Source organism: Clostridium transplantifaecale (genome assembly GCF_900626075.1).
In the GTDB taxonomy this organism is placed as follows: Bacteria; Bacillota; Clostridia; order Lachnospirales; family Lachnospiraceae; genus Otoolea; species Otoolea transplantifaecalis.
In genome coordinates, this window is sequence record NZ_UYZY01000002.1 from 328,141 (window position 1) to 354,852 (window position 26,712).

23 protein-coding genes are annotated in these 26,712 nt (G+C 48.5%); 5 read left to right on the top strand and 18 right to left on the bottom strand.

Annotation, left to right across the window (positions count from 1 at the left end; genetic code table 11):
* Positions 1-10 precede the first annotated feature (10 nt).
* Entirely contained in the window at positions 11-922 is a 912-nt protein-coding gene (locus EJL91_RS07200; protein ID WP_125141288.1) for a carbon-nitrogen hydrolase family protein, read from the bottom strand.
* A 234-nt stretch (positions 923-1,156) separates the two neighbouring features.
* On the opposite strand from EJL91_RS07200, the gene EJL91_RS07205 reads away from it, so the two are divergent.
* The gene (locus EJL91_RS07205) at positions 1,157-1,996 is read left to right on the top strand and encodes a MerR family transcriptional regulator (RefSeq protein ID WP_243125264.1); all 840 of its coding nucleotides are present in this window, start codon (positions 1,157-1,159) and stop codon (positions 1,994-1,996) included.
* 83 nt (positions 1,997-2,079) lie between these two features.
* On the opposite strand, the gene EJL91_RS07210 is transcribed toward EJL91_RS07205, so the two are convergent.
* The 3 genes from EJL91_RS07210 to EJL91_RS07220 form a co-directional block, all read right to left on the bottom strand.
* Positions 2,080-3,480: a sodium/glutamate symporter gene (locus EJL91_RS07210; RefSeq protein ID WP_125141289.1), complete on the bottom strand. Its 1,401-nt coding sequence runs from the start codon at positions 3,478-3,480 to the stop codon at positions 2,080-2,082.
* A gap of 82 nt (positions 3,481-3,562) precedes the next feature.
* Entirely contained in the window at positions 3,563-4,828 is a 1,266-nt protein-coding gene (locus EJL91_RS07215) for a nickel pincer cofactor-dependent isomerase, group 22 (RefSeq protein WP_125141290.1), read from the bottom strand.
* A gap of 61 nt (positions 4,829-4,889) precedes the next feature.
* Positions 4,890-5,162, bottom strand: coding sequence for a helix-turn-helix transcriptional regulator (locus tag EJL91_RS07220; protein WP_125141291.1), 273 nt, complete (start codon positions 5,160-5,162; stop codon positions 4,890-4,892).
* Positions 5,163-5,306: 144 nt separating this feature from the next.
* Between EJL91_RS07220 and EJL91_RS07225 the strand changes: the two genes are divergently transcribed.
* A complete protein-coding gene (locus EJL91_RS07225; RefSeq protein WP_125141292.1) occupies positions 5,307-5,672 on the top strand; it encodes a helix-turn-helix domain-containing protein in 366 nt (121 codons plus the stop codon).
* Positions 5,673-6,244: 572 nt separating this feature from the next.
* Here the strand turns inward: EJL91_RS07225 and EJL91_RS07230 are convergent.
* From EJL91_RS07230 to EJL91_RS07240, 3 genes are all read right to left on the bottom strand, one after another.
* Complete coding sequence (locus tag EJL91_RS07230; protein WP_164516771.1) at positions 6,245-7,045, bottom strand: transposase; 801 nt, start codon at positions 7,043-7,045, stop codon at positions 6,245-6,247.
* A complete protein-coding gene (locus EJL91_RS07235; protein WP_243125265.1) occupies positions 6,993-8,057 on the bottom strand; it encodes an ISL3 family transposase in 1,065 nt (354 codons plus the stop codon). The genes EJL91_RS07230 and EJL91_RS07235 overlap by 53 nt, the downstream gene beginning before the upstream one ends.
* Positions 8,058-8,781: 724 nt before the next feature.
* The gene (locus tag EJL91_RS07240; RefSeq protein ID WP_125141294.1) at positions 8,782-9,660 is read right to left on the bottom strand and encodes an AraC family transcriptional regulator; all 879 of its coding nucleotides are present in this window, start codon (positions 9,658-9,660) and stop codon (positions 8,782-8,784) included.
* A gap of 469 nt (positions 9,661-10,129) precedes the next feature.
* Here EJL91_RS07240 and EJL91_RS07245 point away from each other — a divergent pair, with 469 nt between their 5' ends.
* Complete coding sequence (locus tag EJL91_RS07245; RefSeq protein WP_125141295.1) at positions 10,130-11,533, top strand: sodium/glutamate symporter; 1,404 nt, start codon at positions 10,130-10,132, stop codon at positions 11,531-11,533.
* A gap of 55 nt (positions 11,534-11,588) precedes the next feature.
* Positions 11,589-12,671 carry an NAD(P)-dependent oxidoreductase gene (locus EJL91_RS07250; protein WP_125141296.1) on the top strand — a complete coding sequence of 361 codons (1,083 nt, stop codon included), beginning with the start codon at positions 11,589-11,591 and terminating at the stop codon, positions 12,669-12,671.
* Between the two features lie 140 nt (positions 12,672-12,811).
* On the opposite strand, the gene EJL91_RS07255 is transcribed toward EJL91_RS07250, so the two are convergent.
* Both EJL91_RS07255 and ilvD read right to left on the bottom strand, forming a co-directional pair.
* Positions 12,812-14,170, bottom strand: coding sequence for a GntP family permease (locus EJL91_RS07255; RefSeq protein WP_125141297.1), 1,359 nt, complete (start codon positions 14,168-14,170; stop codon positions 12,812-12,814).
* A 25-nt stretch (positions 14,171-14,195) separates the two neighbouring features.
* Complete coding sequence (gene ilvD, locus EJL91_RS07260; protein WP_125141298.1) at positions 14,196-15,854, bottom strand: dihydroxy-acid dehydratase; 1,659 nt, start codon at positions 15,852-15,854, stop codon at positions 14,196-14,198.
* A 250-nt stretch (positions 15,855-16,104) separates the two neighbouring features.
* Between ilvD and EJL91_RS07265 the strand changes: the two genes are divergently transcribed.
* Positions 16,105-17,070 carry a LysR family transcriptional regulator gene (locus EJL91_RS07265; RefSeq protein ID WP_164516772.1) on the top strand — a complete coding sequence of 322 codons (966 nt, stop codon included), beginning with the start codon at positions 16,105-16,107 and terminating at the stop codon, positions 17,068-17,070.
* Positions 17,071-17,167: 97 nt separating this feature from the next.
* Here the strand turns inward: EJL91_RS07265 and EJL91_RS07270 are convergent, their stop codons facing one another.
* From EJL91_RS07270 to EJL91_RS07305, 9 genes are all read right to left on the bottom strand, one after another.
* Complete coding sequence (locus EJL91_RS07270) at positions 17,168-18,247, bottom strand: alcohol dehydrogenase (protein ID WP_206429477.1); 1,080 nt, start codon at positions 18,245-18,247, stop codon at positions 17,168-17,170.
* Between the two features lie 184 nt (positions 18,248-18,431).
* The gene (locus tag EJL91_RS07275; protein WP_125141300.1) at positions 18,432-19,613 is read right to left on the bottom strand and encodes a ribose-phosphate pyrophosphokinase; all 1,182 of its coding nucleotides are present in this window, start codon (positions 19,611-19,613) and stop codon (positions 18,432-18,434) included.
* A gap of 327 nt (positions 19,614-19,940) precedes the next feature.
* On the bottom strand, positions 19,941-21,002 hold the full coding sequence (locus EJL91_RS07280; RefSeq protein WP_341466966.1) for an ATP-binding protein: 1,062 nt from the start codon (positions 21,000-21,002) through the stop codon (positions 19,941-19,943).
* The gene (locus tag EJL91_RS07285; protein ID WP_341466967.1) at positions 20,956-22,152 is read right to left on the bottom strand and encodes a DnaD domain protein; all 1,197 of its coding nucleotides are present in this window, start codon (positions 22,150-22,152) and stop codon (positions 20,956-20,958) included. The genes EJL91_RS07280 and EJL91_RS07285 overlap by 47 nt, the downstream gene beginning before the upstream one ends.
* A 337-nt stretch (positions 22,153-22,489) precedes the next feature.
* Complete coding sequence (gene murC, locus EJL91_RS07290; protein WP_125141301.1) at positions 22,490-23,869, bottom strand: UDP-N-acetylmuramate--L-alanine ligase; 1,380 nt, start codon at positions 23,867-23,869, stop codon at positions 22,490-22,492.
* 253 nt (positions 23,870-24,122) lie between these two features.
* Positions 24,123-24,641, bottom strand: coding sequence for a QueT transporter family protein (locus EJL91_RS07295; protein ID WP_125141302.1), 519 nt, complete (start codon positions 24,639-24,641; stop codon positions 24,123-24,125).
* A 189-nt stretch (positions 24,642-24,830) separates the two neighbouring features.
* Positions 24,831-25,955, bottom strand: a complete 1,125-nt coding sequence (locus EJL91_RS07300) for a tyrosine-type recombinase/integrase (protein WP_125141303.1) — start codon at positions 25,953-25,955, stop codon at positions 24,831-24,833.
* 58 nt (positions 25,956-26,013) lie between these two features.
* Complete coding sequence (locus EJL91_RS24525) at positions 26,014-26,184, bottom strand: hypothetical protein (RefSeq protein WP_164516773.1); 171 nt, start codon at positions 26,182-26,184, stop codon at positions 26,014-26,016.
* Positions 26,185-26,262: 78 nt separating this feature from the next.
* On the bottom strand, positions 26,263-26,712 hold the full coding sequence (locus tag EJL91_RS07305) for a hypothetical protein (RefSeq protein ID WP_125141304.1): 450 nt from the start codon (positions 26,710-26,712) through the stop codon (positions 26,263-26,265).

Genomic DNA, 26,712 nt, shown 5'->3' on the forward strand with positions numbered 1-26,712 from the left:
TCTTTCCCCCTTACAAATTTCCCATCCTTACTCCACGTGTCTTTTCCTCATATTCTTTTCTGTCCGCCGTCAGACTGCCCGCTCCCTGATAGACGGGGGCCTCGTTGAGACGGCCGGCAAACGGATATTGTACATTAAAATATCTGAGCGAATTCAGATGCTGGTCCCTACCGTACTCCCTCTTAAGCTCCACCTGTGAGAAGTCTAGCGTCCTTGTCACAAGTGCGGGCGTCTCGGGACATTTGATGAGGACCTGGCCTTCCGGATCCACAATCACCGAGTTTCCGCAGCACGTCGAGGCCCCGAGCTGCCCCGTACCGCATGTCCAGATATAAAACAGTTCATTTTCCAGCGCCCTGGCTCTAGGCAGGATTTCCGGAACATGACGGTATTCGATGGGGTCTAACGCCGGACACAGAATCAGCTCCGCGCCCTTCAGGGCCAGAGTCCTGGAAATCTCCGGGAAAAACTGATCATAACATATCTGCAGCCCTACCGTAATCCCCTTCTCCCGGATTTTGAAAATGCAGTAGTCCTCCTCCTCATTGCTGGGCACCGACATCTCCCCGGGCCGGAACGGAACTTTTTTTCTGTACCGGCAAATCATCGTGCCGTCCGGTCCAAAAACAGGACAGGTATTGTATGCCTCGCCCTCCGCCAGCTCCTCCGACTTTTCGGCAAATGTCCCCGGCACCAGGTATACACGGTGCTTTTTTGCAAGACCTGCCAGGAACTTAATCGCCTCATCATCGATTGATATAGGGGACTTGCTGATTCCAAACTCCACACCCACAATCAATTCCGGTCTGACATATCCCATCATCAGGCTTTCTACGGAATCCCCGATTACCTTAAGGTTGGTGTTTAAGTCGGCCGATATCGTATGCTGCATGACGGAGACATTTAAAAAACGTTTTTCCATAGATACTCTCCTTTCTCAACTGCCTTAAGTGTAACCTGTTATCTTACTTGAATGTCAATACTTCCATTAAACTAATTTCAATTCATTTTTTCCTTATTTTACAGGCATTTAAACATTAAAGTCTGCTTGAATGTTTTGTCCTGTTATAGTATAACTGTCTTAGAACATGTTGTTTTGCAGCCGTCCGGCTGTTTTAATACGGCCGGGGAACCCGGCGGGAAAGGATGCATCCCCATGAACGACAAATATACCATAGCCGAGATAAGCCGTTTTTTAAATATTTCCAAATCGGCTCTCCGCTATTATGATTCCATCGGCCTGTGCAGGCCGTCCGCCCGCGATACAAACACGGGTTACCGTTACTATGAATACAACCAGCTTTTCCAGCTCAATATGATTGGTAAACTGAAAAAGCTGCAGCTCAGCCTGGAGCAGATCAAAGCCCACAGCAGCGCCAAGAATGTCGCCTCGCTGGAAAAACTGCTCCTGGAGCGCCGCAGCATCATTGAGGCCGAGCTGGCGGAATTGAATGAGTTGAACCGGCAGAATGAGGAGCTGATCAATAAAATCGAACTGTCAAAACATAAATCGTCTGCTTTTGAGGTGAGGCAGTGCCCGGAGCGGTATCTGTACAGGATGAATATTAATTTTTCCAGCGAAGATCTTTATGCCTGTATCAAACTCCTCTATTCCTCCTACATAAAGGCCCTGCACGACCGCCCCTCCTACGACAAAGGGGAAATCCTGCTGGAAATTCACCAGGAAAATCTGGAAAACCATCATTTTCTGACCTATAACTCCATTGGTTTCTTTGTAAAACCCTTTACCGGCATGGAGGCAAAACGGCTGTCTTCCATCCCTGCCGGAACATTTATCGTCGCCTGCCATACCGGAGGCTACCAGACCATATCCAGGACTTACCGCAAATTATGGAATTACATCGAGAAGCAGGGGCTGACCGTGACCGGTAACTCCATCGAGACCTCTATCATCAATATTTCCATGACCAACAACCCGAAAGAGTTTCTCACGGAGATTCAGATTCCAATTGAAACCGCCCGGCCATATCCGTAAAAAGAGCTGCCGCATCACTGCGGCAGCCCTCCTTTTATGTAAAACGTGACTTATTATTCATACATCGATGTTGTCTATCGATTTTATCTGTATTTTTCCAGTTTGCGTCCGGCTACCCATCCCTTGGTCATCCATGCAAGCAGCCACATAACAGCCACAATCGCAAAACATGCGCCAGTGACAATCCAGGAACCCGTGGTACCCATTGAGGTGATTAGAATTGGGGGAATCACCTGCAGGCCTATGATAATCGGACGGTTGAAAATATCGGAAATACCGGAATCCTCGATACCGCGGCTCTTAAGATCCGGATCCACGATACGCTGCAGCAGTACACCGGTAGCGGCAACGCCTGTGGCATGGCCCCACATCATCATATTCCGCTCAAACCAGTCTTCCTCTGAGGATTTTCCGCCAATCCAGATAAACCATACCCATACGGACAAAAATCCAAGTACGCATACGACAATCAGCGGAACCGCATAATTCATAACTACGGTCAAATTCAGTGAACCGATACCCGATATCATCAGGAAATCGGTGGCCGTTCCCTGAATTCTCTGTATGGATCCGCGATCCACATATTTATATGCTCCGCTCTTATTCAGAAGCGCGTTTATAATCAGTCCTGCGAACAATGAAAGACAGAACTCCGGGATTGATATTTTATAATTAAAGGTTGCCAGTGTCCATTTTGCAAACCCGGCGGATGCCATATAACCCAGCCAGGAAGCAAAGAGAACGATACCCAGGTGATATCCCAGCGGATCCAGGCAGATAGAGGCCACGGTTCCTTTGGAAGATGATTTTTGTTTTTCCGGCGGTACCAGTCCGGTACGCATATCAACCGGCAGTTCACTGGGATTTTCCACATAGTGGGTATAACCTTTACGCGTGCCCCAGTTAATGATTAGAATACCTGTGATAATTCCGCCCACGATTCCGATTGTGGCACAAGTATATCCCAGATCCGTCATATCGGCCACTCCAAGATCGGCCAGTGATTTACCGACGGCGGCAGCCGTTCCGTGGCCTCCGTAAAAACCGGTGGCCATCATCAGCCCAAAGTTTTCGTTCAGGGCAGGATAGAACTTGGTCAGTACCGTGATCGTCACCAGCATTCCGATCCCGTATTGGAGAACGGCAATACCGGAAATGTTGAAAAACATTCCCATAATCTTAGATCCGGCCATTGCTCCTTTCTTAGGCCTGTCCCCAATGGGTGTGGCAGCAAAAACCAGCACGATCAAAACGCTGGCGTAGGTTCCGAAGGAACTGGAAAGCGGCAGAATCCTGCATGCCTCCCACGGGCTTTTCGGCCCCAGTAAAAGAGCCAGAACACCGGCCAGGACAGCAGGCGGGATTAATGCCTTCTGAAACCATTTTACCTTAGCCCGTAAAAATTCCCCAATCAGCAGCAGCGTTCCCATAACTGCCGCATCAACCATTACCTGCCATATGGCAGAACTCATAGTCAATTCCATATAACATATACCTCCTCACAGATAGTCACTCCAAAATTATACTAAAGTCATTGATTCCAAGTCATGTTGCGTAAAATCCTTTTTATCCGGCAGAATCGCGGCCGTCTGCGAACAGGAGCAGGTTCCCCTCCCTGTCAAAAGGAACCTCCATAAATCCGCTCTCCACCTGAATCGGACGGCAGGCTGCATTAATTGCGGCTTCGGACAGATAGATCTCGTCCAGATGCTTTGTATCAGGAATGATCACCATACGAATCTCCTCATTCTTTATGCTTCCGCAGAGCTTGACGCAGGCTTTGAAAACAGCCCTGTCATCCTCCACCACCATCGGAAGCCGGGAGCTGTTGGGTTCCGTAGACGTCAGCGTGTTGACATAGGTACTGCCAAAATCAATCTGTTCATACATATGCCTGGGGATAAAATCGGCCAGTCCCATACCGTTGGCGTTTCCCTCCGATTTTTCCGTTATGTTCAGTACGCCCAGCTTTACTGTTCTGGGACCGCCCCCTGCGGCATTGGTGTGAAACCGGCCCACAATGTTGGTATCCATACCGGTTCCGCTGATCTCCTTGCCAATGGCTCCTACAACCAGCACATCAATTTCATTAAGTGCAAGCCTGGCCATCTTATTCCAGGCATCCTGAAGGTAATCCGGTTCATCGGCCATAATCTCATCCTTCCGGGAAACGTGTACCTTGGCCAGACGCCCATAACCGTTCTCAATGGTGGACACGCCGCAGATGACATTAAGCTTTTCCAGGGCGACCGAGGCCACGGCTATAATGTTTTCCGCCATATTCTCATACCGCAGAAAATGGGTGGCTTCCGCCCCCTTCTGCTTTGCAAGCCCTATTGCCAGCATCTTCACAAGGCCGCTTTCATAACGGCCGCGGAAGGACGTGTGGGGTTTCACCCTGTTGAACAGAATAATCCCATCAGCCTGACAGGCATTCCTGTCAATGTAAACGCCCAGTCCCTGCCTCGTCGTTCCAATCTGGTTTACCTCCATGCTGGAAACGACCGGAGCGCCTATGGTTTTCTCCGTAATTCCGTACTTTTCCAGCACCAGTGCCTGCCCTTTGGCCGTTGCTCCGCCATGGCTCCCCATTGATGGTACGAGAAAAGGAATTCCGCCCTTTTCTTTTACAAACGCAACAATGGTTTTAAGCAGCGGCACATACCGGTCAATTCCACGGCTGCCGCAGGTGATTGCAATTTTTGCTCCTTTTTTAATGGGAAGCTCTTTTTCCTCTAACAGTCTTTTAAGCTCCTTCTCAGGTTCCTTCAGTTCCTCACTGTTAAAAAACTGGCGTACCCTGGCTACCCTGGGTATCTCAAAGTTCTGCAAAAGCTGATTAATTTCCGTTGAGATGTTAATTCCCCCTTTCTCAATATCATTACAGCGCTTCTTAACTGGAAATCATTTTCTGCCCTGTGGGAAAGGGAGACGGAAGCAGATTCCGAAAGGATTTGTTAAGAAAGTGGCTGATTTCGCCCTCCGTTGCAAATAAGAAATCAAAAGGCTTATTAAAATATCTGCAATAGGCCCGGCACTCGCCCGGATAAAAGCTGCCGTTCAAAATCTTCCGGCTGTAATCGCTGCGGCTGACGCCTATGATTTCTCCCATATCCTGCTCAGTAAGATGAAAGAATTCTTTTTGGCCCAATAAATTGGGATACATATGTAGCATTCCTCCTTTCTTGGCGTATCGCCAAACCACAGTGTCATTATATTCTCAATTCGCCAACATGTCAATATATTAGAGGGATTTTATTGACGATACGCCAACCATATGTTATGATTCAGGCGAAAGTGAGGTGTCGTAATGAGTTTTACCGAAAGGTTAAAAGAAGCGAGAATTTCCATCGGGTACACCCAGCAGCAGGTAGCCGATGCCATGGGGATAACGAACAGCACTTACTGCGGCTATGAGACGGGAAAAAGACAGCCTGATGTGGCCAAGATAAAGCAACTGGCGAAAATCTTAAAAACCTCAGGTGATTTTCTTCTGGAAACCGGTTTTGTTCCTGTTGGCGGTGAGGGAGATATAATCGATCTTCCCGGCTGCCATGATGACTCCGTTGAGGAAATATTAGCGAATTTTGAACTTTTAGATATTGAATATAAAGATGTTGTGGAAAGTTTGATCCTGCAACTGTTGGACATTCAGAAAAAGAAACGGGGTGTTTAAGTAGGTATTAGTTGAGATGCGAGGACGCCTCTGAAAGACGGCGGACGGGGTGGTGGGTGTGTATATGAGTCTTCAGTCCCGGTTTGTAAGTTATCGTGAGGGGGAATCCAGGAGAAAAAATTCCTACGGGGACTCGCTTCCGCTTGTGGAATGCGCAACGGGTGCTAGATTCGAAAATACCTCATCAAGCACCGGCGGATTCCAAGGTCTCCCTTCGGAAAGTTTTCTCCTTCCTTCCCCGGGCAGGTTGTCGGCGGGACTGAAGACTCAGCGAAGGTTGTTGCCCCGTCCGCCGGCTTCAGGGGCTGATTGTCTCTTTCATCAAGTGGGGTGGTGGTATTGTCGCGTCCACTATATAGTTGCGATTTTAAGAAACGTAGTGGCAGCGACAAGCGCCGCCTCTTGAAGAAAGAGGACAGCGAAGCCGACGCAGGCCGGGGTCCGGGATGGTGAGAGGAGGTTGTAAGTCTTCAGTCCCGGATTGAGTTTGGTTGCGGGTGGGGAATCCGGGCAGAAAAAGTTCCTGCGGGAAACGCTTGCGCTCGTTGGAGGTTCTTCCGCAGCTATGGACATTAAGCTTTAAAACCAAAACGAGTCAGCAGTAGCTGGTTGAGATCGAAACCGGGCCGTTTTTCTAGAAAGGACAGGCAAAACTTTTTAAACAGGCTTTCCAGTTTCATTCTTCCATATTCATTCCGTTTCGTGAGTTTGAATTGATTGTTTCCCCCTTCCACAAATCCGGAACTTTCCGGATTCCTGATTGCATTTTTCACTGAGTCTATGTCTTTTTTTATGCTTTCACAAAAGGGCTGGATCCGGCTCTTCTCATACTTCCGGATGAACGGGGCTAATTCTTTCTCATTGGATCCCATCAGGATTTTATGGAATTCTTGGTACATGGTATGGATTTCTGATGTAATGGGATAGGCCTGTTGGATGGCGGAACTGTTTTTCTGCACTGTTTTATCCCGTTTGGTTTTCGCATTGACCGTCAACAAGTACCTTACCACCTGTCCCCGGCTGAGACGGATCACCCCTTCTGCCTCAGAAGAGCGATACGCACAGATCGCGTTGCTCTGTTTCCAGCCGGGAAAGTTATTTTCCTTTAGGCAGTGAATGTAATCCCATATCGTGTTCAGGCTCCCACTGTATCCTTGATACCTGATGTATTGATAAATCGTGAGATCACTTTCACCGTTTTGGATCATCTTGTAAATCAGGTTGGAATAGGCGGCTACCTTCGAACCTTCCTTCCGGATTTCTCTCCGGCCCAGGCGCATGATTTCTTCCTCTGTCATATGGATATATCGGTTTGCTGTCTCATATTTCATGTGGAACTCGTCCATCAGAGGGCGGATCTTCTTTTCTTCCATCTGGGCCCACCTCTCCTGTACGGCACGGATTCGTTCGCTTTTTTTTAATGGCTTCATCCTGTTTTTTCCGAACCGCGTCGCTCAGACGATGGAATTGGCTGTCGAAAACAAGCTCCGTCCCGTCCGTTTTTAAGGGGCAGGCGTTATCATAGTGCAGAGAGGCCATTTTAGCCGGATCGATGGTCCGTTCAACCCAGATCTTTTCAGGCCGTTTTTTCAGAATCTCTCCGTCCTTTAGATAAAGATGGTCCGGTATTTCGTCTTTAGCAAGTTTCGAAAGAGCGGTACTCAGGTTCTGCAAGAGATGAAAACGGTCGGCTATCTGGATACAGTTCGGGCGGGCCAGGCGGATTGCTTCCGAGTAAGCGCTCGCCCGGTCCCGGGCCACCTTGTTTACTTTTTTATGGGCCAGAAGCCATTCCCTCAAAGAGGCTCCGTCACGCCCTGGAAAAAGAGCGAGCGGCAGATGGGTCTGCGCGTTATAAATAACCGTCGCATAGGTCTGCCCTTTTCGGATCGCGACCTCATCCACTCCGATGGAAGTCACCTCCGGATCATCCGGCAGCTGAAACCGGCTGCCAAGCCGCAAGATGGAATCCCCGCTGACCTTTACCCCGATTTGGGCCAGCCTGCGGCTGCTGCCTTCGGCATTTCCGGCAAGAAAGGCGTCCAGGATCATTGCGTTCAGGGCGTCCGTCCTGGTTTGGGAATGTCTTGCGAAGGGAAGGGGTTCTACAAAGACCTTCCGTTGACAGTCCGGATTAGTACACTTATATTTATAAGATTTGACATGAAGGAGTGTGTGCTTGCCTCGGATGGGCGTATCCTGAAGGGTCCGGGTATAAGCCGAATTTAGGGTAGACGACAGGGCGCCGCAATCGGGGCAGGCACAAGGGTGGGACCTGGATTTTAGGTAGAGGTGCAGGGTGGAGCCATCGTCGTGCCACTCATAGATAAAGTGGTTTTCGTCAAACTTTAGGGGGCAGTTTTCCAGTTCCTTATATTTCATCATAAAAGATCCCTTCTTTCTACCACCATTATACCACGGCTGTCCATAGCTGCGGAAGAGCCTCGTTGGAGTTCATAGCGGTACTAACCTCGTGAAAAACCTCGGTAAGTGCCGATGGACTCCCAGGTTCCCTCCGGAATCTTTTTCTCCCTTCTTCCTCACAGGCAGGTTATGGCCCGGAACTGAAGATGCGAAGGTTTTCGCCACCCCGAACTCCAGGAGGATGCCTCCTGTATGGTATTAAATTGATGAGTCTGGCTTTAGCGCCTGACCTATCCTTAAATAACCATTGAATTTTTAGATTAAGCATTAAATTTAGCTTTGGACTTATCTCTGAACTCAGCCCGAAATACCTTCAAAAGGTTCACGACCATATAGTGGCCGCGTAAATACCTCTCCCGCACTTGACGAAAGAGACAATCAGCCCCTGAAGCCGGCGGACGGGGCAATAACCTTCCCTGAGCCTTCAGTCCCGTCAATATCCTGCCTGGGGAAGGAGGAGAAAAACTTTCCGAAGGGAGACCTTGAAGCCCGCCGGTGCTTAGCGAGGTCCTTTCGAGCTTAGCATCCGTTGTGCGCTTCACAAGCGGGAGCGTGTCCCCGCAGGAATTTTTTTCTCCGGATTCCCCCTCACCACAACCAACTGCTGGGACTGAAGACTCATATACAACCTCCCACTACCCCGTCCACCGTCTTACAGAGGCGTCCTCACATCTCAACTAAATCCTCATGCCTTTATTCCTTCTATAATTTTCCCATCCTTCCCTTCTACCACCACAAGTTCCCTCTTGGCATTCTGATCGCTGTCTTTGTACATCATCGCATACCGTTTCGGTGGCATTCCCGTCAGTTTTTTAAAGGTTCTGATAAAATGCTCGTTATTTCGGAAACCTACATTTTCTCCAACTTCCTGGACACGCATACCGTTTCTGAGAAGTGATCTGGCTTTCAGTATGCGGCAGTTGATGACGTAATCCATGAGACTGAATCCGGTGCCTTCTTTGAAAATATGGCACAGATGGTATTTACTCATATAAAAAGCGTCGGCAATAGACTGCGTGGTCATGGCCGCTCCCAGATGCTCCTGGATAAAAGTCAGGATCGGCGCCACTTTATCAAGACTCGGATTTGTGTGGACCTCCCCGTCCTCAGCCTCGTTAAAATGAGAAAAACAGGTGAGCAAAAAGGTCAGCAATGTGATCGTCTGCCTGATATCCCCACCGAATTCATGGCCGAAGTCTTCGGCAAGTCTGCCATAGAGCGTTTCCAGGTATTTTGTGTTCTCTTCCGTCAGTGTCGCAACCAGGCCGGACCGCTTGCTTCTCGCCTGGAAATTACTCTGAAGGGACGAAAATTCGTGCAGCATCTCCGATGAAATATGAAAAACCATACACCGGTACTCTTCATTCGCCACACTCCGGTGGAGGATCGATGAATCGATCAGGAACAACTGCCCCCTGTAAAGTGGAAACACTTCCGGCTCCAGAAAGAATACGCCTTCACCGGCAATACAGAGCACAATTTCAATATCCTCATGGAAATGAGGGCGATCCATGGAATAAGTGTCATTCTTACTGATATGTACCTCATATTGACATTGTATCATTCCGCCTTCTCCCCTCTCATTTCTATTTCTTACAGTCTATCCATTTCTCTTCTCCGTTACAAGTACTTTCCTTTCCCAGCGCAAGATTCATCATTAAAAAGGCAATTTTTTTACAAAAATGATAGATATTAAGCGCAACAACTGCACTATCTTATTATTTTTCTGCATTTTTCTGCCATTAATAAATCCAGATATTCCACTTTATCAATTGGATCTTTTATTAATATTGCACTATCAGATAGTACAAACGGTGTTTTTTCACACTGTTCTCTTTTTTATTACGCGCATTTCCCTCTTTTTTACCTTAAATTATATGATTTTTCTGGCAAATCCCAACAGCAAGATACATCAGTTTTATCCTAAGCAAATGCAGGTATTTGCAGATAAAAGGTGTTATAAATAAATCATAAAGTTGATGCGCAGAAACTTGACACACACAGGGGAGTTTAATCAAACGGGAGGTAACACTATGACACTATGGACAGTCTTTACTGACGTCTGCCTTATGGGAATGGTTTTTTTGGCAGGCCAGATACTTAGAGCGAAGGTAAAATTCTTTCAAAAATTTTTAATACCGCCTGCACTGATAGCAGGGTTTCTGGCTCTGATTTTCGGGCCCAACGGATTGGGGATTATTCCTTTCTCCAGCAGCCTCGGCACTTACGCCAGTGTTTTAATCGTCGTTATATTTGCGGCTATGGCAATCGGAGACAAACCGGCTAAGGGCGCCTTGTCCGGTCCCGCTATCGGCGGAATGTTCTTCAACATTACCGGCATTGCGGTTCTCCAGTATGCGGTGGGAATGTTTTTGACCATCTATGTACTGAATCACTTTTACAACCTGAATCCTGGATTTGGTCTTATGATGGCAACCGGATATTACGGCGGCCATGGAACAGCGGCGGCAGTCGGCCAGGCCTATGAGGCGCTGGGCTGGTCGGAAGCGACCGATTTGGCGTATACTACGGCGACCGTTGGAATTGTCGGAGGCATTATTCTGGGAATTATCATAATCAACTGGGGGGCAAGAAAAAATTATACCAATTATGTCCGCTCACCCAAGGATCTTCCTGCTTCCATGAAAACAGGCCTGATTCCAAAAGCAGAACAGACTGCCAGCACAAAAGGAACCATTTCAACCATATGTGCCGATCCGATGGCTTTTCATCTGGCGCTCGTCCTGGTTCCGTCCATAATGGGATATGCATTGTCAAAATACCTCGCGCCGATTATCGGCGTAGAAATTCCTGCATTCTGCACCGCATTGTTATTTGGTTTTATCATGAACTTCTGTCTGAATAAGACCGGTGGAGATAAATATGTGGACAGAGCCAGCATAAACCGTATCAGCGGCACTTCTACCGACTTCCTGATGATTTCAGGCATCGGAGCTTTAAAAACAGGCGTTGTCATCAAATACGCAGTTCCACTCCTTGTCATATGCGTGGCAGGCTTAATCACAAACTGGATCTGGTTCCTGGTAATCGGAAAATATTCTTCCGTTAAAGACTGGTTCGAACGTAACATGATGGTATGGGGCCACGCCTGCGGTGTTGCAGCCACAGGAGTAATGCTTCAGAGAATTGTGGATCCGGAGCTGAAGTCAAGAGGGATCGAGGATTCCGGTATTTCCGACCTGCTGAACCGTCCGATCATCATCGGGCTGCAAATTATCCCTCCGTTACTGATGTCCGCAGTGCCGGTATTCGGTCCTCATCTTGTAACCTGGGGCTGCTTTGGTATCGTAGGTGTTATGGGTGTCATCGCCTATGTATTTAAATGGTGGCGTCCCCCCTTTGGAGCCCGTAAAAATGATTCCGGAACGAGTTCCAATTCAACCCCTCTCTACGTTGGAGAAGAAGTCTTTGAATAAAAGCTGATTATCAGTTATCTGTAAAAAGTCAGCACAAATTGAAGGGAGTTTAATTATGAGCAGAAATTATGATATCATCCATTTTGAAGCACTCGGCGAAGAAGCCAGACATCTTGTAGACGAAACAAAGGCAGCGCAGGAATGCGGCCTGATTCCGGCAGACTTACGCTATCTTGTAACCCCTCAGAACCTCCAGGAATTTCTAAATCAGAATCCGGATGAGGAGCTGCCCGATATTATCAGTATTAAAACGCATTCCATCATCCCGTCCTCTTATCTTACAGGCGCAAAAAAGAGCATTATTACCAGAAGCGCCGGATATGACCATCTGGAGACACTGAGTGACAAGGCCAACATTACATCACTGAGAAATTACTGCGTCAACTCCGTCGCCCAGACCGCTATCAAATTCATGTACGCCGCGGCGGGGCTGCTCAACCAGTATACGGTAAATGCCGCCACATTTGAGCGTAACATGACCGCCTCTTTCATGGAATTCACCCCGGACAGGGTTGCAACCGTCTTTGGCGTCGGCAAAATAGGAAAGCGGGCCTATGACCTTGTAAAGGCAAACGGCCTCACCGCCCAGGCAGTTGATATCCGTGAGGAAGAGCTGAAACAGGTTTACGGCGACAGCGTGAACTTCGTATCGAAAGAGCAGGCCGTAAAGAACAGTGACATTATTATTAATGCAATGAATCTTACGAGAATTCCCGACAGCATCTTTTACAATGAGAATTACTTCTCCGAGGACGTTCTCAGGCAGGGTAAAAAGGGACTGATTTTCATCAATATAACACGTGGTGAAATTGCCCCCGAGGCAGGCCTTCTCCATCTCTACCAGGAAGGGATTATCGGCGGCATCGGCCTGGATGTCTTCACTGCAGAGAATGATTTCTCCCAGTCCTTAAAGTGCCAGAAGCCGGCCGGAGACATTAACCTTCAGTCAGCCAGAAGGCTTCTGGAAATGGCGGAAGACAGGACAGCAAACATCTATGTACAGCCTCATCAGGCATTCAACTCCGACCTCGCCGCCGCTGCCAAAGCGTCCGACACAGTCAAGCACATGATCGAGTGGTTCAAATGCGGCAAAAAGGGGTTTGAAGAACAGCTTCCTTATTACGGCAAAGCAGGCTGATCAGAGTTTTCTTTCATAACACTGTATAGTTTATCATCAGTCCACAAAAGACGGGTAGCCGGTATATCCCGGTCCCCGTCTTTTGTGGACTGACGATGGTAAAAGTCTCCTATCAATTCTTTTACCTGCTATCGCTATATTTAAAGAATCATACTGACAATACATGCCGCAACCAGCCCGGCAAACGCCATCACATGCTGCCCCACGCAGAGCGATTTCAACGTGGTCTTGGTGTCATACCCGAAGAGGTTTGCAAAGACCCAGAAAAAGCTGTTGTTTACATGGGAACCGAAGCCGGAACCCGCGCAAATTGCGATAAAGGCAACGATTGGGTGAATCAGTCCCGCATTGCAAAGCGGCAGTGTCAGGGTTGAGGCCATGATAACGGCAACCGAGGAGGAACCCTGGACAAATTTTGAAAAGCCGCAGATTAAAAACGGGATAATGATAACCGGCAGAGCGCTGGCTGCAAGGGAATCCGCAAAGAGCACACCGACTCCCGTCGCGTCGATAATTTTTGAAAGAGCGCCGCCTGCAGCCGTAATAAAGATAACCGGGCCGGCTGTGGAAAGGGCATTTGTCATCGCATCATACACCTCGTTCTGAGGAATACTTTTTTTCAAAAGCAGGATAGCCGTCACAATACCAAGGGCTAAAGCAATGTTTTTATCTCCTAAAAAGGAGCTGACGGTAAGAAGGGCCGCACCCTCAGGAAGAAGCATGCTGCATGTCGTATTAAAAAGGATTAAAACGATAGGCACCAGGATCGGAAGTATGGATGCCAGGAACGACGGCATAACGGCCGGAGCCGCATTACTCAGTTTAGTTTCCTCTCCGTCTTCGTTTTCACTGTCTTCCAATGCGGTGCTGTCTGAACGTACATACCAGTCGTCCGGCTTTTTCTGAAGGAAAAAGCGGCAGTATGCCCAGACAACCACAACTACAAACAGGGAAGCCGCCAGTCCCCAGAGAATGGACTGCCCCACATCGATGCCGAGTATGGATGCAATGGACAGCGGAGCCGGTGTCGGCGCCACATATGTATTTGTGATAAGAAGGCCCAGAGCCAGAACCGTCGCCAGGGCGCCCAGTTTTAAACGGCTCTTTTTTGCTACGGCCTTTGCAATCGGCGCCAGCATGATGAGCGCCACGTCACAGAAAACTGGAATCGATACCACGAATCCGGTGGCTGCCAGCGCCACATCAGCATTTTTGTCTCCTGTCAGACGCAGAAGCGTCGTGGCAATCTTTTGTGTAGCATTCGACTTTTCCAGGTACTCTCCCAGAATCGTTCCAAAAATGATTACAATACCAATACTTTTACAAGTGTTTCCAAATCCTCCCGCAATTGCGCTGATCGTGTCCGCGGAACTGACCCCGCAGCCCAGCCCTATCACCAGCGAGCCGAAGAGCATCGACATAAAAGGCCCGACCTTTGTCTTCAGCATCAGAAAAAACATTACTGCCAAACCAATTAAAAATGCAACCAATGTCCCCATAACCTACCATTCCTCCTGTGTAATCTCATTTGTTTTCTGAATAAAGCCACAGAGCGCCGTCCTCTGCGCCGCATACGCTTTTCCGGTATGCATTCAGGATCCCCCCTGCCTTATGATCCGGTTTTACAATCTCCTTTCTCCTCTGTTCCAACTCTTCCTCAGATAATTCCACCTCAATCCGTTTATTGTTCAGGTCAATTGTGATAATATCGCCGTTCTTAATGCAGGCAATCGGTCCTTCGTCCCATGCCTCGGGGGAAATATGGCCCACGCACGGTCCTCTGGAGGCACCCGAAAACCGTCCGTCCGTGATCATTGCCACCGAAGTATGAAGACCCATGCCAATGAGCATGGCGGCCGGAATCGACATTTCCCGCATTCCGGGGCCTCCTTTCGGTCCCTCATAGCGGATGACGAGGACGCATCCCGGCGTAATATCGGAATTGAGCATACGCTCCATCAGTTCCTCCTCGGAGTCAAAGACCACGGCAGGTCCTCTGTGGTAAAACATGGACGGTTCCACTCCGCTCTTCTTCACGACAGCGCCCTTTGGCGCCAGGTTGCCGTGCAGAATGGCAAAACATCCATCCTCATGCAGCGCCTGCTCCGGGCTGTGAATGACTTCCGGGTTAATTTTACCGGAAAACCGCTCAAGCATGTCCCCGAGCGTTCCCCCGAAGGCCATGGGAACCTGCAGATTGAGGAACTCCCGGATTGCCGTCAGGGATCCTCTGACTCCGCCCGCTTTATGATAATCATGGAGATTATACTTCGACGAGGGTTTGAACTTGGCAACGACCGGAACGCTCTCCTGAATTCTGTCAAATTCCCTCAGATCCATATCAAGGCCCAGCACCCGCGCCAGCGCCGTGACATGCATTACGGCATTGGTGGAACCGCCTGTGGCCGAAATATGCATGATGCCATTGCTGAGAGACTCCCTGGTCAGAAAGGTCCGGGCACAGATTCCCTCTTTTGTCAGGCCGACGATACGCTCTCCCACATCCCTTGCCTGCTTCTGTTTTGCCGAGGAACAGAAAAGCATTGTTGTGGAATCAACGGGACAAAGTCCCACCACCTCGGCGAACACCCCCATCGTGTTAGCGGTTCCGTACATGGAACACGTTCCGCAGGAATAACACATGTTTTCCTTGTAATCCCGAAATGTCTCCTCTGAGATTTTTCCGCTGTTCCTGGCTCCGATAGACTCTTTTAAATCCGATGTCACAAAGGTATTCTCCCCCGTTTCATAGGGAACCATCGAACCGGCCGTCAAAAACAGGGACGGCAGATTTAAGGACGCGGCCGCCATCAGCATTCCCGGAATAATTTTATCGCAGGAACACAAGAACACCATGCCGTCAAAGGAATGTGCCTCGGCCATAGCCTCGATTGACGCAGCAATGAGATCTCTCTGAGGGAGCACATACTGCATTCCACGAAGCTGGGCCATCCCGTCGCAGGGGGCCGGCACCCCAAACTCAGCCGGGACACCGCCTGCTGCCCAGATTCCTTCCTTTACATAATTTACAAGCTCCTTAAACGGCTTGTGCCCCGGATTCACGTCGTTCCAGGAATTCACCACACCGATTACAGGCTTCTTCAAATCCTGATCCCGGAATCCGACCGCGTTCATCAGCCCTTCATAATATCCATCCGCAATATTGTCCCGTATCTCTCCCATATTATCTCCTTCTTTCACGTTACGAGTTAATTTTTCAAAATGTCACTTCAGATCGTTTTTAATCTGATTTGTCATTCGGCAGAATTGTCATTATCCTGTCTTCCGATTGATTTATCGTCTGTTGAGATGATTATACCAGCAAATTCCCACCATGAAAAACAATGAAAGGCATCATTTGTCACAAATAAAATATTGTGCCATATCTTCTATTGTGTTAAGCTTTATGGAGTGGATATGGAAAGGAGAAGTTATGCAGACGAGCTATGAAATGTTTCTACTGGCTGCCGAGGAGACGAGTTTTACGAAAGCAGCGAACAAAGCCTATATCACGCAGCAGTGCCTGAGCAGCCACATCAAACGGCTGGAAGATTATTATGGGGTGAGTCTTTTTAACAGATCGCCGAAGCTGACGCTGACGCCGGCGGGTGAACTGCTCCTGCAGTCACTGCGCCAGATCGAGGTGATTGAGAAGGGCATACAGAATGAATTAATCAATACAAAAGAAGGGAAACAGGGTTCTCTGACTCTGGGAATTAATGCGACGAGGGCGCGGATTCTGCTGCCCGACGTGTTTTGCGATTACCATGAGAAATTCCCCCATGTCTGTCTGTCGGTCGTGCTGGACGATGCCAAACAGCTTCTGCCCCTCCTTCTGAACGGAAAGATAGATATGTTTGTTGGTGTAAACTGCCCCAGCCATGAACTGCTGGCGCGCAAAATTCTCAAAAATGAACGGATTTATATGATAGCAACAAGGCACCTTCTGGCACGGTACGGTAAATTGCCGGATAGCGGCACAAGTACGGGCGAACGCAGTATCAGGCTCAGTGATTTCCCCGGCCTTCCTTTCGTCGGCAACAACAGCAACAGCACATTTAACCAGTTGATTGAACGGTACCTGAACAACTGGAATGTGCAGTTGAATATGATTTTCTTTATCAGCGACTATGAGACGCAGCTTCAATTCTGCGCCAGACATCTGGCGGCGGCGTTCTGCCCGGAAATTGTACTGGAAAAAGTCGCTGCCTTTAACCAGGGCCGGGAGGCAGCGGAACAGATCCAGGTCTTCTGCCTGGACGATTTAAATGACTTCCTGAAAATAGAACTGGTCACTCACGCACAGGCTCATCAACCGCTCTATATGCGGGAATTTATTTCTCTGTTTGAACGGTTTTACGGGGAGCTGACGGATAAGGCAGTCTCTTGCCTGAAATAATAGGTTCTGAAGTAATAGGTTCTGAAATAATAAGTCCTGAAGCTGTAACTTATGAAACGATAAGTTTTAAAGCCATAACCCAGGCCGCTTATTCTCTCTATTCGTCGGCCGTAATCACCCATTTAATGCAGTTATCGTCCTTGGCTCCAAATACCCGGTATCCCTCCATGATCTCCCCGAGGGGGGAGCGGTGGGTAATCAGGAAATCCGTCCTTAAATCTCCTTTTTCTATCAGGGAAAGAAGTTCCGGACAGCGGTTCGCGTCCACGCCTCCCGTCTTGAACGTCAGGTTTTTCCCATACATGGACGGCAGCGGAAGAATCTGATTCTCCTCGTACATGGCAACCACGGAAACGACTGCATTCGGTCTTGCCAGCTTCCAGGCCAGTTCAAATGTATCTTTACCGCCTGCCGCCTCAATGACCGCATCGGCCCCCCTTCCCTCCGTCAATTTCCTGACTTCGTCTGCCGCGTCCTGCTTCCCGGTATTGACCGTCACATCCGCCAGGCCGTTCTGCACCGCCAGGTTCAGTCGGTATGCATCGCGGTCAACCAGGATCACTGTACCGGCGCCCAGGTATTTTGCCGATTCGGCCGCACACAGCCCTACTGGGCCTGCCCCAATGACGGCGACGCAGTCTCCCCTCTGAATCTCGGCGATATCGGCTCCCCAGAAACCGCTGGAGAGAATATCTCCCGTAAACAGCGCCTCCTCATAGGAAACCGTATCCGGAATCGGAGTAAGCCCCATGTCGGCATAAGGAACCCTGACATACTCGGCCTGGCAGCCGTCGATCCGGCATCCCAGTTCCCAGCCTCCATGCTCACAGTTGTTGACAAACCCTCTTTTACAGTAATAGCAGGTTCCACAGAACGTTTCGCAGTTGGCCGCCACACGCATTCCGGCTTTCAGCTTTGTAACCCCGGAGCCCGTCTCAACCACCTCGCCCGCAAATTCATGCCCCAGTATAATACCCGGCACCGCTCTTGGAACGGCTCCATTTCTGATATGCAGATCACTGGTGCAGATCGTGGAGCGGACCACTCTGACAATGGCATCCTTCGGATCCTGTATAACCGGAACCGGTCTCTCCTCCATGCGGATATCGTTGATACCGTGAAACACTACGGCTTTCATGGTCTGCTTTCTGTTTTGCTTTCCCTGATTCTGTTCCATCGTCTTACTCCTTCCCTTGATTACACTTTTTCTAAATATAAAGGACAGAAAGACTCCCCTGAATGAGAATCCCTCTGTCCTGTCTTCCTGTCTGATACGTTATAAAATTCACACCGGCCTGTCCGCATCCTCATAATGAAATAAAACAAGGTTGAGGCCAAAACGGCTGTATCCATTTTTACAATTAATCTCTGATTCCTGCCCTGTACTTTACAAGCAGCCTGTTAATTCTGCCGGTCGGGTTCAGAAGCTCGCTTAAGGATGCGTCATGGTTCAGGTTGTCGATGATAAGCGCAATATATTTACTCATATCCACATTGATATAATACGGCCTTGAAAGCAGCTCCGGGGTCTGATAAATCAGGTTCGTAGTCAGAATCCTGTCAATCAGGCCGTTGCCATAGTATTCGTCGAACTTCTGCAGTCCATTGGTGAAAAGACCAAAGGTGGAGCAGATAAATACCTTCCTGGCTTTTCTGGTCTTCAATTCTTTAGCTACGTCCAGCATGCTCTCTCCGGAAGAAATCATATCGTCCACGATGATGACATCTTTGCCTTCCACACTGGCGCCCAGGAATTCATGAGCCACGATCGGGTTGCGGCCGCCGACAATCTTTGTGTAATCGCGGCGCTTGTAGAACATCCCCATGTCCAGTCCCAGCACGTTTGCAAAGAATACGGCGCGTGACATGCCGCCCTCATCCGGGCTGATCACCATCATATGATCGCTGTCAATCTGAAGCTCCGTCTCGTACTTGAGAAGATATTTAATAAACTGGTAAATCGGCTGTACGGTCTCAAATCCTTTTAACGGGATCGCATTCTGGACACGCGGGTCATGGGCATCAAACGTGATAATGTTCTCCACTCCCATCTCCACCAGCTCTTCCAGGGCCAGGGCGCAGTCCAGGGACTCACGTCCCGATCTCTTATGCTGACGGCTCTCGTAGAGGAACGGCATAATGACATTGATCCTTCTTGCCTTACCGCCCACAGCCGCAATGATTCTCTTTAAATCCTGAAAATGGTCGTCCGGGGACATATGGTTTACCATTCCGCACAGGGAATAGGTAAGGCTGTAATTACAGATATCCACCAGGATGTATACGTCGTCACCCCGCACCGATGCGGAGATGGTTCCCTTTCCTTCACCGGAACCAAATCTCGGTGTGCTGGCGCCGATAATATAAGTGTCTCTCTGATAACCGGAGAACGCGATGGTTGTCTTATGCTCGCTCTCCCTCTCCCTTCTCCATGATACAAGATAGTCATCCACTTTCTTTCCAAGTTCAGCACATCCTTTGAGCGGGATCAGGCCAAGCGGGCCCACCGGAATCGTCTCAATGATTTTTTCTTCGTACAACATCTCTTTCCTCCAGTATGTCTATATATATTTTAATATGATCGGCCTTTGCTGTCTCCGGCCGTATTGTTCCCAATCAACGTTTCATTTATATCATTATGCACCAGATAAGTCAAGTAAATCAAGGGGTTTGTTATTTTAGTTGAGATGCGGGACGGCTCTGTTGAATGGCGGACGGGGTAGGGTGGAGTGGGTGAGTCTTCAGTCCCGGTTTTTAGGGTGTCGTGAGGGGGAATCCCGGGAAAACTTTCCCGGGCAGATTATGGCCGGGACTGAAGACAGGGCAGGGATCGGCCCCGGCCGTCACCGGCGGCGTTCTCATTTTTCAGCCTAATTTCCCCTTGCCTCTCTCAGTTTCTTCCTGATACGGATGTCCTCTCCATAGAGAGGTATCACCTTGTACTGGCTCACGATTCTGGACATAATCCGATCGGTGAACTCGTCCCTCATCTCGTTGACCGGCAGATTGGTGGAAATAATTGTGCCCAGCTTCCGGTTCATCCGTTCATTGATCACGTAGAACAGCTGGGATGTGGTGAATGTGTTGACCAGCTCTGTTCCCAGATCGTCGATGATCAGAAGGTCGCACTCCAGGAGGTAGCGGGAACGGTCCCGGTCCTCATCAGTGGAGTCATAGGAAAAGCGCTCTTTGGAAAATATCTCAAACATCTCTACCGCCGGCAGATAGACGACGGAATAGCTGAGTTCTATCAGCTCCCTGGCAATACAGTTGCTGAGGAATGTTTTGCCGAGGCCTGTCTTTCCGGTAAACAGTATATTGTCCTTCTTCTGTCCGAAATTATCTACGTACTGTTTGCAGGTGTCCACAACCTGCCGCATATATTCTCTCGCCGTCTTTCCGCTCCGCTCCCCAATCTTTGTATCGTCGAAATATTCATAGGAAAAACGCTCGAAGTTCTCCCTCTTTAATATCTCCCTGATATTGGACTGGGCGTACAGCAGGTTAATCTCCCGCTGGCGGAAGCAGTGGCATTTTCTTCCGTTGCAATAACCGGTGTCTCTGCAGTCGGGGCATTCATACTGCATCTCAAGGTAATCGGAAGGATATCCGTACGATGCAAGCAGAACCTGGCGCTCCTCCCGGAGTTCGGCAATAGTCTTCCTGAGTTTCTCAACCGCACCCTGATCGCCGGCCAAAAGCTGTTTTGCGCTCCGCACCGCAGCAGAGCTTATCTCATCATTCATCTCCCTGACGGCCGGTATCTTCCGGTATACCTCGCTGGTCCGCCGATCCAGCTCATGTTTATTGTTCAGTTGTTTTTGATTGTAGATCCGCATAATGGAATCATACTGTGAGTTACTGAGCGCCATCTCCACCTCCTGCTCACTCGGCGTGGCCCGTTCCCGGTTCCCCGCTCTTCTGTCCTGCATTGATCATGTCCCAGACCATCTCATCATAATCGTATCCGTGCTCCTCCAGATTATGGAAACGGTTAGAAGACCGGCCCTGACCGCCTTTTCCGGAACGCCCGGAACTGCCTGTCTGGCTGCGGCCGCCCTTATTCTCTTTTGTCTTTTCCTGTTCCCTGCGTATCTTGTCAAGAGCGTCGATATCACTTTTCGTCCTCACTCCGGCATCCTTCCAGTCCGAAAGGATCCGATCGGCATACTGGAAACTGGGGTTGTGAATCGCACGGATTGTCCTGTCGCATGCCTCCACGACAATCTCACGCGTGAAACCGTAGCTCCTGAACCACTTCTCCATCAGTTCAAATTCGAAATCCGCAGGGTTTCTGCCGGTGAGGCCCATGGCCTTCATAACGGCAAATGATTCCTTGGAAAAACTTCTGGAGTAGGCCCTGGCCTCTTCTACCGTCATAATCTTCTTCTCATGCCAGTTAAGGGCTACCTTTTCCACATAGCGCAGGCTGGTATGGCCGTTCTGTGCACAGTACTCCACCAGGAACTCGATGAGTTCCGGCGCCATGTTCAGGTTCTTATACAGATTTACAAACACCTGGCAGTCCACGGGCGTAAATGTTTTATTCAGATATTTCTGGGATATGTATACGAGCTGGGTGAAAGTCTCATCATCCGAAAGCGCCTCCATATCGCAGGCGCAGGCGGCGCTGGTCTCACGTGCCGCCTGGTTTCCGGCAGGCTGATTAGCGGCGGCCCCAAGTTCCGCCGCCCGGCAGACCGTTCCCTTCCTGTCCGGTACCGGGGCCTCACCGCGGTACGGCATACCGGACGCCCCGGCTCCCGATTCGCGTTCGCCGCGGGACGGCTCGAATACTCCGGCCTTCTGCCAGTAGGCAAATGCACGGCGTACGTCGGCTTCCGTATGGTTCAGCGCATCGGCCACCGCCTCCACCGTGATTGCCTCCCCTTCATGGCGGAGCAGGTAGAGGTAAACTTTTACATACTCTCCGTTGGCGTCGGCCATATATTCATCTATAAATTCATTTGCTACTACGGTAAATCTTGCAGAAAACCGGTTTGTAAACTTAAGTTCCATCCCCTCACCATCCCTCGCTTCGGTCCGATCATAATCCGGTATGGATAATAATCCACTGTTCATAACTATTCAGTACCTTCATAATTACCGCTTCACGATGCACAGAAACAGCAGAAAACGCCTCGCGGAAAACTACCTTCTGAACAGTTACCACTGTTCTTACATAATAACACAGGTCCCTGTAAAAGAAAATAGGCCCACTTATCCACCGATATTGGTGTGGATAATGTGGATAATGTGGACAAAATTGTGTACCGCCTCCGCGATATATACACATTTTTGTCGAAAGCCTTGATTTATCAACGTTCCTGCAATTTTGCCCATTTTACTCTGCAGGCAGAAAAAATCCACATAGCTTCTTTACATAAAATGTTGACAACTATGTGGATAATGTGGATAACTAGTGTCCCAACAGCTCTTCTCCAACCTTTACAATGTCTCCGGCCCCCATAGTTATCAACAAATCGCCTTGTGTACAATTTTTCAAAATAAATTTTTCCACATCGGCGAAGGTCGGAAGATACCAGGCATCGACTCCTTTTTCCTTTAAAAGAGCGACAATATCCGCAGAACTGACTCCAAGAGTGTCAGTTTCCCTGGCCGGATAAATGTCGGTCAGCATGACGCAGTCGGCCAGAGAAAGAGCCTCTGCAAACTGGTTTAAAAATGCCTTGGTCCTCGTATAAGTATGCGGCTGGAATGCACAGCAGATTCGCTTATGGGGATAATTCTTTGCGGCCTTCAGTGTGGCCTCTATCTCCTGTGGATGGTGCGCATAGTCGTCAATGATTGTAATTCCCTTCAGTTCACCCTTCTTCTCAAATCTCCTGTTAGTTCCCGTGAATTTGATAAGACCCCGGCTGATAGCCTCCATATCGGCTCCCGCTTCCAGTGACACGGCGATGGCGCCGAGCGCATTGTAAACATTGTGCTCTCCCTGCACGCCCAGGCTGAGACGTCCCCTCTTCTCTCCCTTAATATAGAGATCAAAGGACGGCCTTGCATACTCATCATACACAATTGCATCTGCGCTGTAGTCGTTTGCCCTGGAGCTGCCGAATGTAATGACCCGTCCGCCCACGTCTTTCGTAAGTTCCTGCCAGTTCTCTATGTCGCCGTTTATAATCACGGTTCCGTTCTCCGGCACTTTCTCCATAAAAAGCTTGAAAGAGCGGCGGATATCGCCGATATCCTTGAAGAAATCAAGATGGTCTTCTTCTATATTAAGTATAACCGCCATGGTCGGATAAAATGACAGGAAGCTGTTCGTATATTCGCAGGCCTCGGTTACAAAGAATTCGGGACCGCCCACACGGATATTGCCGCCTATGGAATTCAGAATTCCACCCACCGATATTGTGGGGTTATTGTCCGCCTCCAGGAAAATCTCCGTTACCATGGATGTGGTCGTCGTCTTTCCGTGGGTTCCGGCAATTGCAATTGCCTCCTTATAATTCTTCATCATCTGCCCGAGAAGATCCGCGCGGCTCATCAGGGGAATCCCTCTCCTCTTCACTTCCATAAATTCAGGATTATCCTCGTGGATGGCTGCCGTATAGACAACCACATCAATTCCATCCTTTATATTTTCAGCCTTCTGACTATAGTAAACCGCGGCCCCCCTGGCCTCAAGATGCTCCGTCAGCTCTGAACTGCGGGCATCGGATCCCGATATCTTAAATCCCTCGTCCATCAGAATCTCTGCCAATCCGCTCATGCTGATTCCGCCGATACCGATAAAGTGAACCGACTGTGGTTTTCCAAAATCAATCTGATACATACTGTTTTCCACCTTTATTCTCTATATTCTGCAGCCTCTATATATAATGTATATGCCGTTTTGATGTCCTTTGCCGTACCCTGTTTCTATGCGCTGTACGGCACCACTCTAATTTAACTTCTTTTGCTGGAAAATGTCAATAATTTTAAAAGCCCCGGAAAAGAATTATCTCTTTTCCGAGGCTTTTCATGACTCAAATTCCGGTATTTTTACCAGATACCGGTTCTGGCCGGCTTTTTCCCGTTCTATCCGGTTATCTGGCAGCCGTATTTTCTGCCAGACATCTGCCAAAAATAGTATTTTTATACCGTTCCAGTACGCGCAGGAGCATATTACCCAGAACTCCGATCGCCAGTATCTCTCCGATTCCCACTGTGACCATGGCAAATGGGATTAAATCCGCAGAGCCGTAGGCGAAGCGGAGAACCCAGGGGATAATGATCACGTTGGACAGAATCGGGGGAATGCATACCAGATTCCTGTTCCTGCGAAGCCCGTAGGAGCCTAATGCACCGATCAGCGTTGCCAGGCTTCCGAACACGACGTCTAACGGCGCCGCCCCGCTGAGCAGGTTCGACAGCAGGCAGCCGATAAAGACTCCCGGTACCGCCGCCGGCGTAAAAAACGGCAGGATGCACAGCGCCTCGGAAATCCGGAACTGCACCGGCCCGAAGGAAATCGGGGCAAACGGCACGGTAAGTGCGGTATAAATGGCCGCGATCACCGCTCCATAAGCTAAAAAGTAAACGGTTTTGTTGTTTCTCTCTCTCATATTCAGTTGTCTCCTTTAGTTTTGTTTTAGGTGTGGAAGGTCTCGAACACACCGGTCGGTTTGTGCAGAAAACTCCTGAAAGTATTGTATATTCAAGGTTTCTGCGACCTTATTGCAGAGGTTAATATATCATGATTTTTTGCAAATTGCAAGCTGTACCCACAATTTACCCACAATGAGCTTTAAAATTCAAAATGCCCCTGCTATCATGTTCATTTCTTCCGCTTTCGTCGTCGGTAAAACATGTGCATATAAATCCATAGTCATCGCCAATGAGCTATGGCCCAGGATAGCCTTAAGCGTCTGAGGTTTCATACCATTTTCTATTGCTCTTGTCGCAAACGTATGACGGAGCGCATGTAAAGTAAATGGCGGAAATACCACACCATCGTCATTTATTCTCTTAACAATCCGCTTAATTTCATTCTGCACTCTTTCTCGGCTAATTGGTCTACCATCCGGCAAATGAAATACGTATCCGTTGAGCTTTATAATATTGGGCTCTGAATAATATTTCCGCTGGTTCTCCAAGAGACTTATCATGTCGTCAGTTAGTGGAATATCTCTGATTGAAGTTCTGGTTTTAGGCGTATCTTCAAAAAAGCCGATTCCCGACTCGTATTTTAGCGTACGTACAATATGTATTAGTCTTTCACTTTTGTCAATATCCGAATATTTTAGCCCTCTCATTTCTCCGCCCCGTAAGCCTGTTCTTAAATCAAGAGCGAATAAATTATACAAATAGGAATTTTTTGCATACTTTATGAAAATCTTTTGTTCCTCTAACGTCAGCACTCTTCTTGCTTTTTTATTTTTCTCTCTAGGTATGGTGGCGAGCTGGATAGGGTTTCTTTCTATCAAGCCATTTTTCACCGCCTGCTTGAAGCACCCATTAAGTACCGCTCCGAGAGTTTTAATATTGGATACTGCCAAACCACGCTCTTCTAATTTGTTATAAAGCCTTTGTATATGTTCACCTCTTATCTGACTGAGTTTTTTGCATCCTAGGCTGTCTTTGGCATAATAATTGTAAAAATTGCTATACGTAATCACAGTACCGATCTTTACATCATTTTTTTTATATTCTTTCACCCAAATTAAAAACCACTCATCCAGAGTAATCTTTGATTTTTCCACAAAAATGCCATGTTCCAGTTTATAGCGGCAATCTACCATCTTCTTTTTAACTTCCGATATTGTGTTTCCATAAACGGAATAACTCTGATAGTCATGTTTTATCCGCCCTTCAAATTGGCCGTTTTTTCTTTGTCGGATTCCTACCGGCAGCTCCTTTCCTTTCAAATCTTTTGCCACTTGTTTGCACCTCCAGCTCAAAGAAGGGCGGAACCATATTCCGCCCACTGTTTTTCCATTATTTCGTTTGCTCATCCGCCCACTTATCGAAAGCGATTCTGTCGATTACGACGCGTCGGCCGAGTTTAATCCTAGCACCTGACAAACGAGCTAAATCGTATGCTTTGTTTCTTCCTATTTTACCGGCATAAATCTGAAACGCCGGAATGTCCATGAATCTGTTCTCCATATTTTTTCCTCCTACTCATTTTTAAAGAACCCGTCAGTTTTTTTTGCACGGGAAGTTCAACCGAGTTGTGTGAAACGCCTATTTTTCAACACATTTTTTGTCCGCTGTAACCGTTATGACACAGTCTTTTTCAAAATCATAAAAAAGTAGATTCTCTCTTTTCCGAAGCAAAACGACAGTTTTTTTACTGTCAATTATTCCCGAAGGGCAGTTTTTATACCTGTAAATTTTTCCATCCGTCGTCCGCATTTCTACCATTCCGCCGCTCCTGAATCTGTATCCAACGCCTGTTTCCAAATCAGCTAATGACACGACTCGCTCCGTCGGCCAGTAAGTTAATCTATCGAAAACCACTTCTGGCAAAAATGTTTTACCAATTCTAAAAGCCTTGATGCATGCCACGGCTTCTGAGTAAGAACTGCATGTTATGATGCTTTCAGCTCGGGCTCCCGCCTTTTTACATTTTGCCCGCACCGCCTGCTTTGAAAGGCTCAGATAAAAGGCCTTTTTACCAATTATCAAATACAT

Bases quoted from the DNA above. Each gene is read 5' to 3' on its own strand.
- EJL91_RS07270 (WP_206429477.1), bottom strand. From the start codon at position 18,247: ATGGAACAGAATCAGGGAAAGCAAAACAGAAAGCAGACCATGAAAGCC.
- EJL91_RS07225 (WP_125141292.1), top strand. From the start codon at position 5,307: ATGAGTTTTACCGAAAGGTTAAAAGAAGCGAGAATTTCCATCGGGTAC.
- EJL91_RS07275 (WP_125141300.1), bottom strand. From the start codon at position 19,613: ATGTTGTACGAAGAAAAAATCATTGAGACGATTCCGGTGGGCCCGCTT.
- EJL91_RS07295 (WP_125141302.1), bottom strand. From the start codon at position 24,641: ATGAGAGAGAGAAACAACAAAACCGTTTACTTTTTAGCTTATGGAGCG.
- EJL91_RS07265 (WP_164516772.1), top strand. From the start codon at position 16,105: ATGCAGACGAGCTATGAAATGTTTCTACTGGCTGCCGAGGAGACGAGT.
- EJL91_RS07240 (WP_125141294.1), bottom strand. From the start codon at position 9,660: ATGATACAATGTCAATATGAGGTACATATCAGTAAGAATGACACTTAT.
- EJL91_RS07205 (WP_243125264.1), top strand. From the start codon at position 1,157: ATGAACGACAAATATACCATAGCCGAGATAAGCCGTTTTTTAAATATT.
- EJL91_RS07235 (WP_243125265.1), bottom strand. From the start codon at position 8,057: ATGATGAAATATAAGGAACTGGAAAACTGCCCCCTAAAGTTTGACGAA.
- EJL91_RS07280 (WP_341466966.1), bottom strand. From the start codon at position 21,002: ATGCAGGACAGAAGAGCGGGGAACCGGGAACGGGCCACGCCGAGTGAG.
- EJL91_RS24525 (WP_164516773.1), bottom strand. From the start codon at position 26,184: ATGGAGAACAGATTCATGGACATTCCGGCGTTTCAGATTTATGCCGGT.
- EJL91_RS07200 (WP_125141288.1), bottom strand. From the start codon at position 922: ATGGAAAAACGTTTTTTAAATGTCTCCGTCATGCAGCATACGATATCG.
- EJL91_RS07245 (WP_125141295.1), top strand. From the start codon at position 10,130: ATGACACTATGGACAGTCTTTACTGACGTCTGCCTTATGGGAATGGTT.
- EJL91_RS07305 (WP_125141304.1), bottom strand. From the start codon at position 26,712: ATGTATTTGATAATTGGTAAAAAGGCCTTTTATCTGAGCCTTTCAAAG.
- EJL91_RS07255 (WP_125141297.1), bottom strand. From the start codon at position 14,170: ATGGGGACATTGGTTGCATTTTTAATTGGTTTGGCAGTAATGTTTTTT.
- EJL91_RS07285 (WP_341466967.1), bottom strand. From the start codon at position 22,152: ATGAACAGTGGATTATTATCCATACCGGATTATGATCGGACCGAAGCG.
- EJL91_RS07230 (WP_164516771.1), bottom strand. From the start codon at position 7,045: ATGGAAGAAAAGAAGATCCGCCCTCTGATGGACGAGTTCCACATGAAA.
- ilvD (WP_125141298.1), bottom strand. From the start codon at position 15,854: ATGGGAGAGATACGGGACAATATTGCGGATGGATATTATGAAGGGCTG.
- EJL91_RS07250 (WP_125141296.1), top strand. From the start codon at position 11,589: ATGAGCAGAAATTATGATATCATCCATTTTGAAGCACTCGGCGAAGAA.
- EJL91_RS07210 (WP_125141289.1), bottom strand. From the start codon at position 3,480: ATGGAATTGACTATGAGTTCTGCCATATGGCAGGTAATGGTTGATGCG.
- murC (WP_125141301.1), bottom strand. From the start codon at position 23,869: ATGTATCAGATTGATTTTGGAAAACCACAGTCGGTTCACTTTATCGGT.
- EJL91_RS07220 (WP_125141291.1), bottom strand. From the start codon at position 5,162: ATGTATCCCAATTTATTGGGCCAAAAAGAATTCTTTCATCTTACTGAG.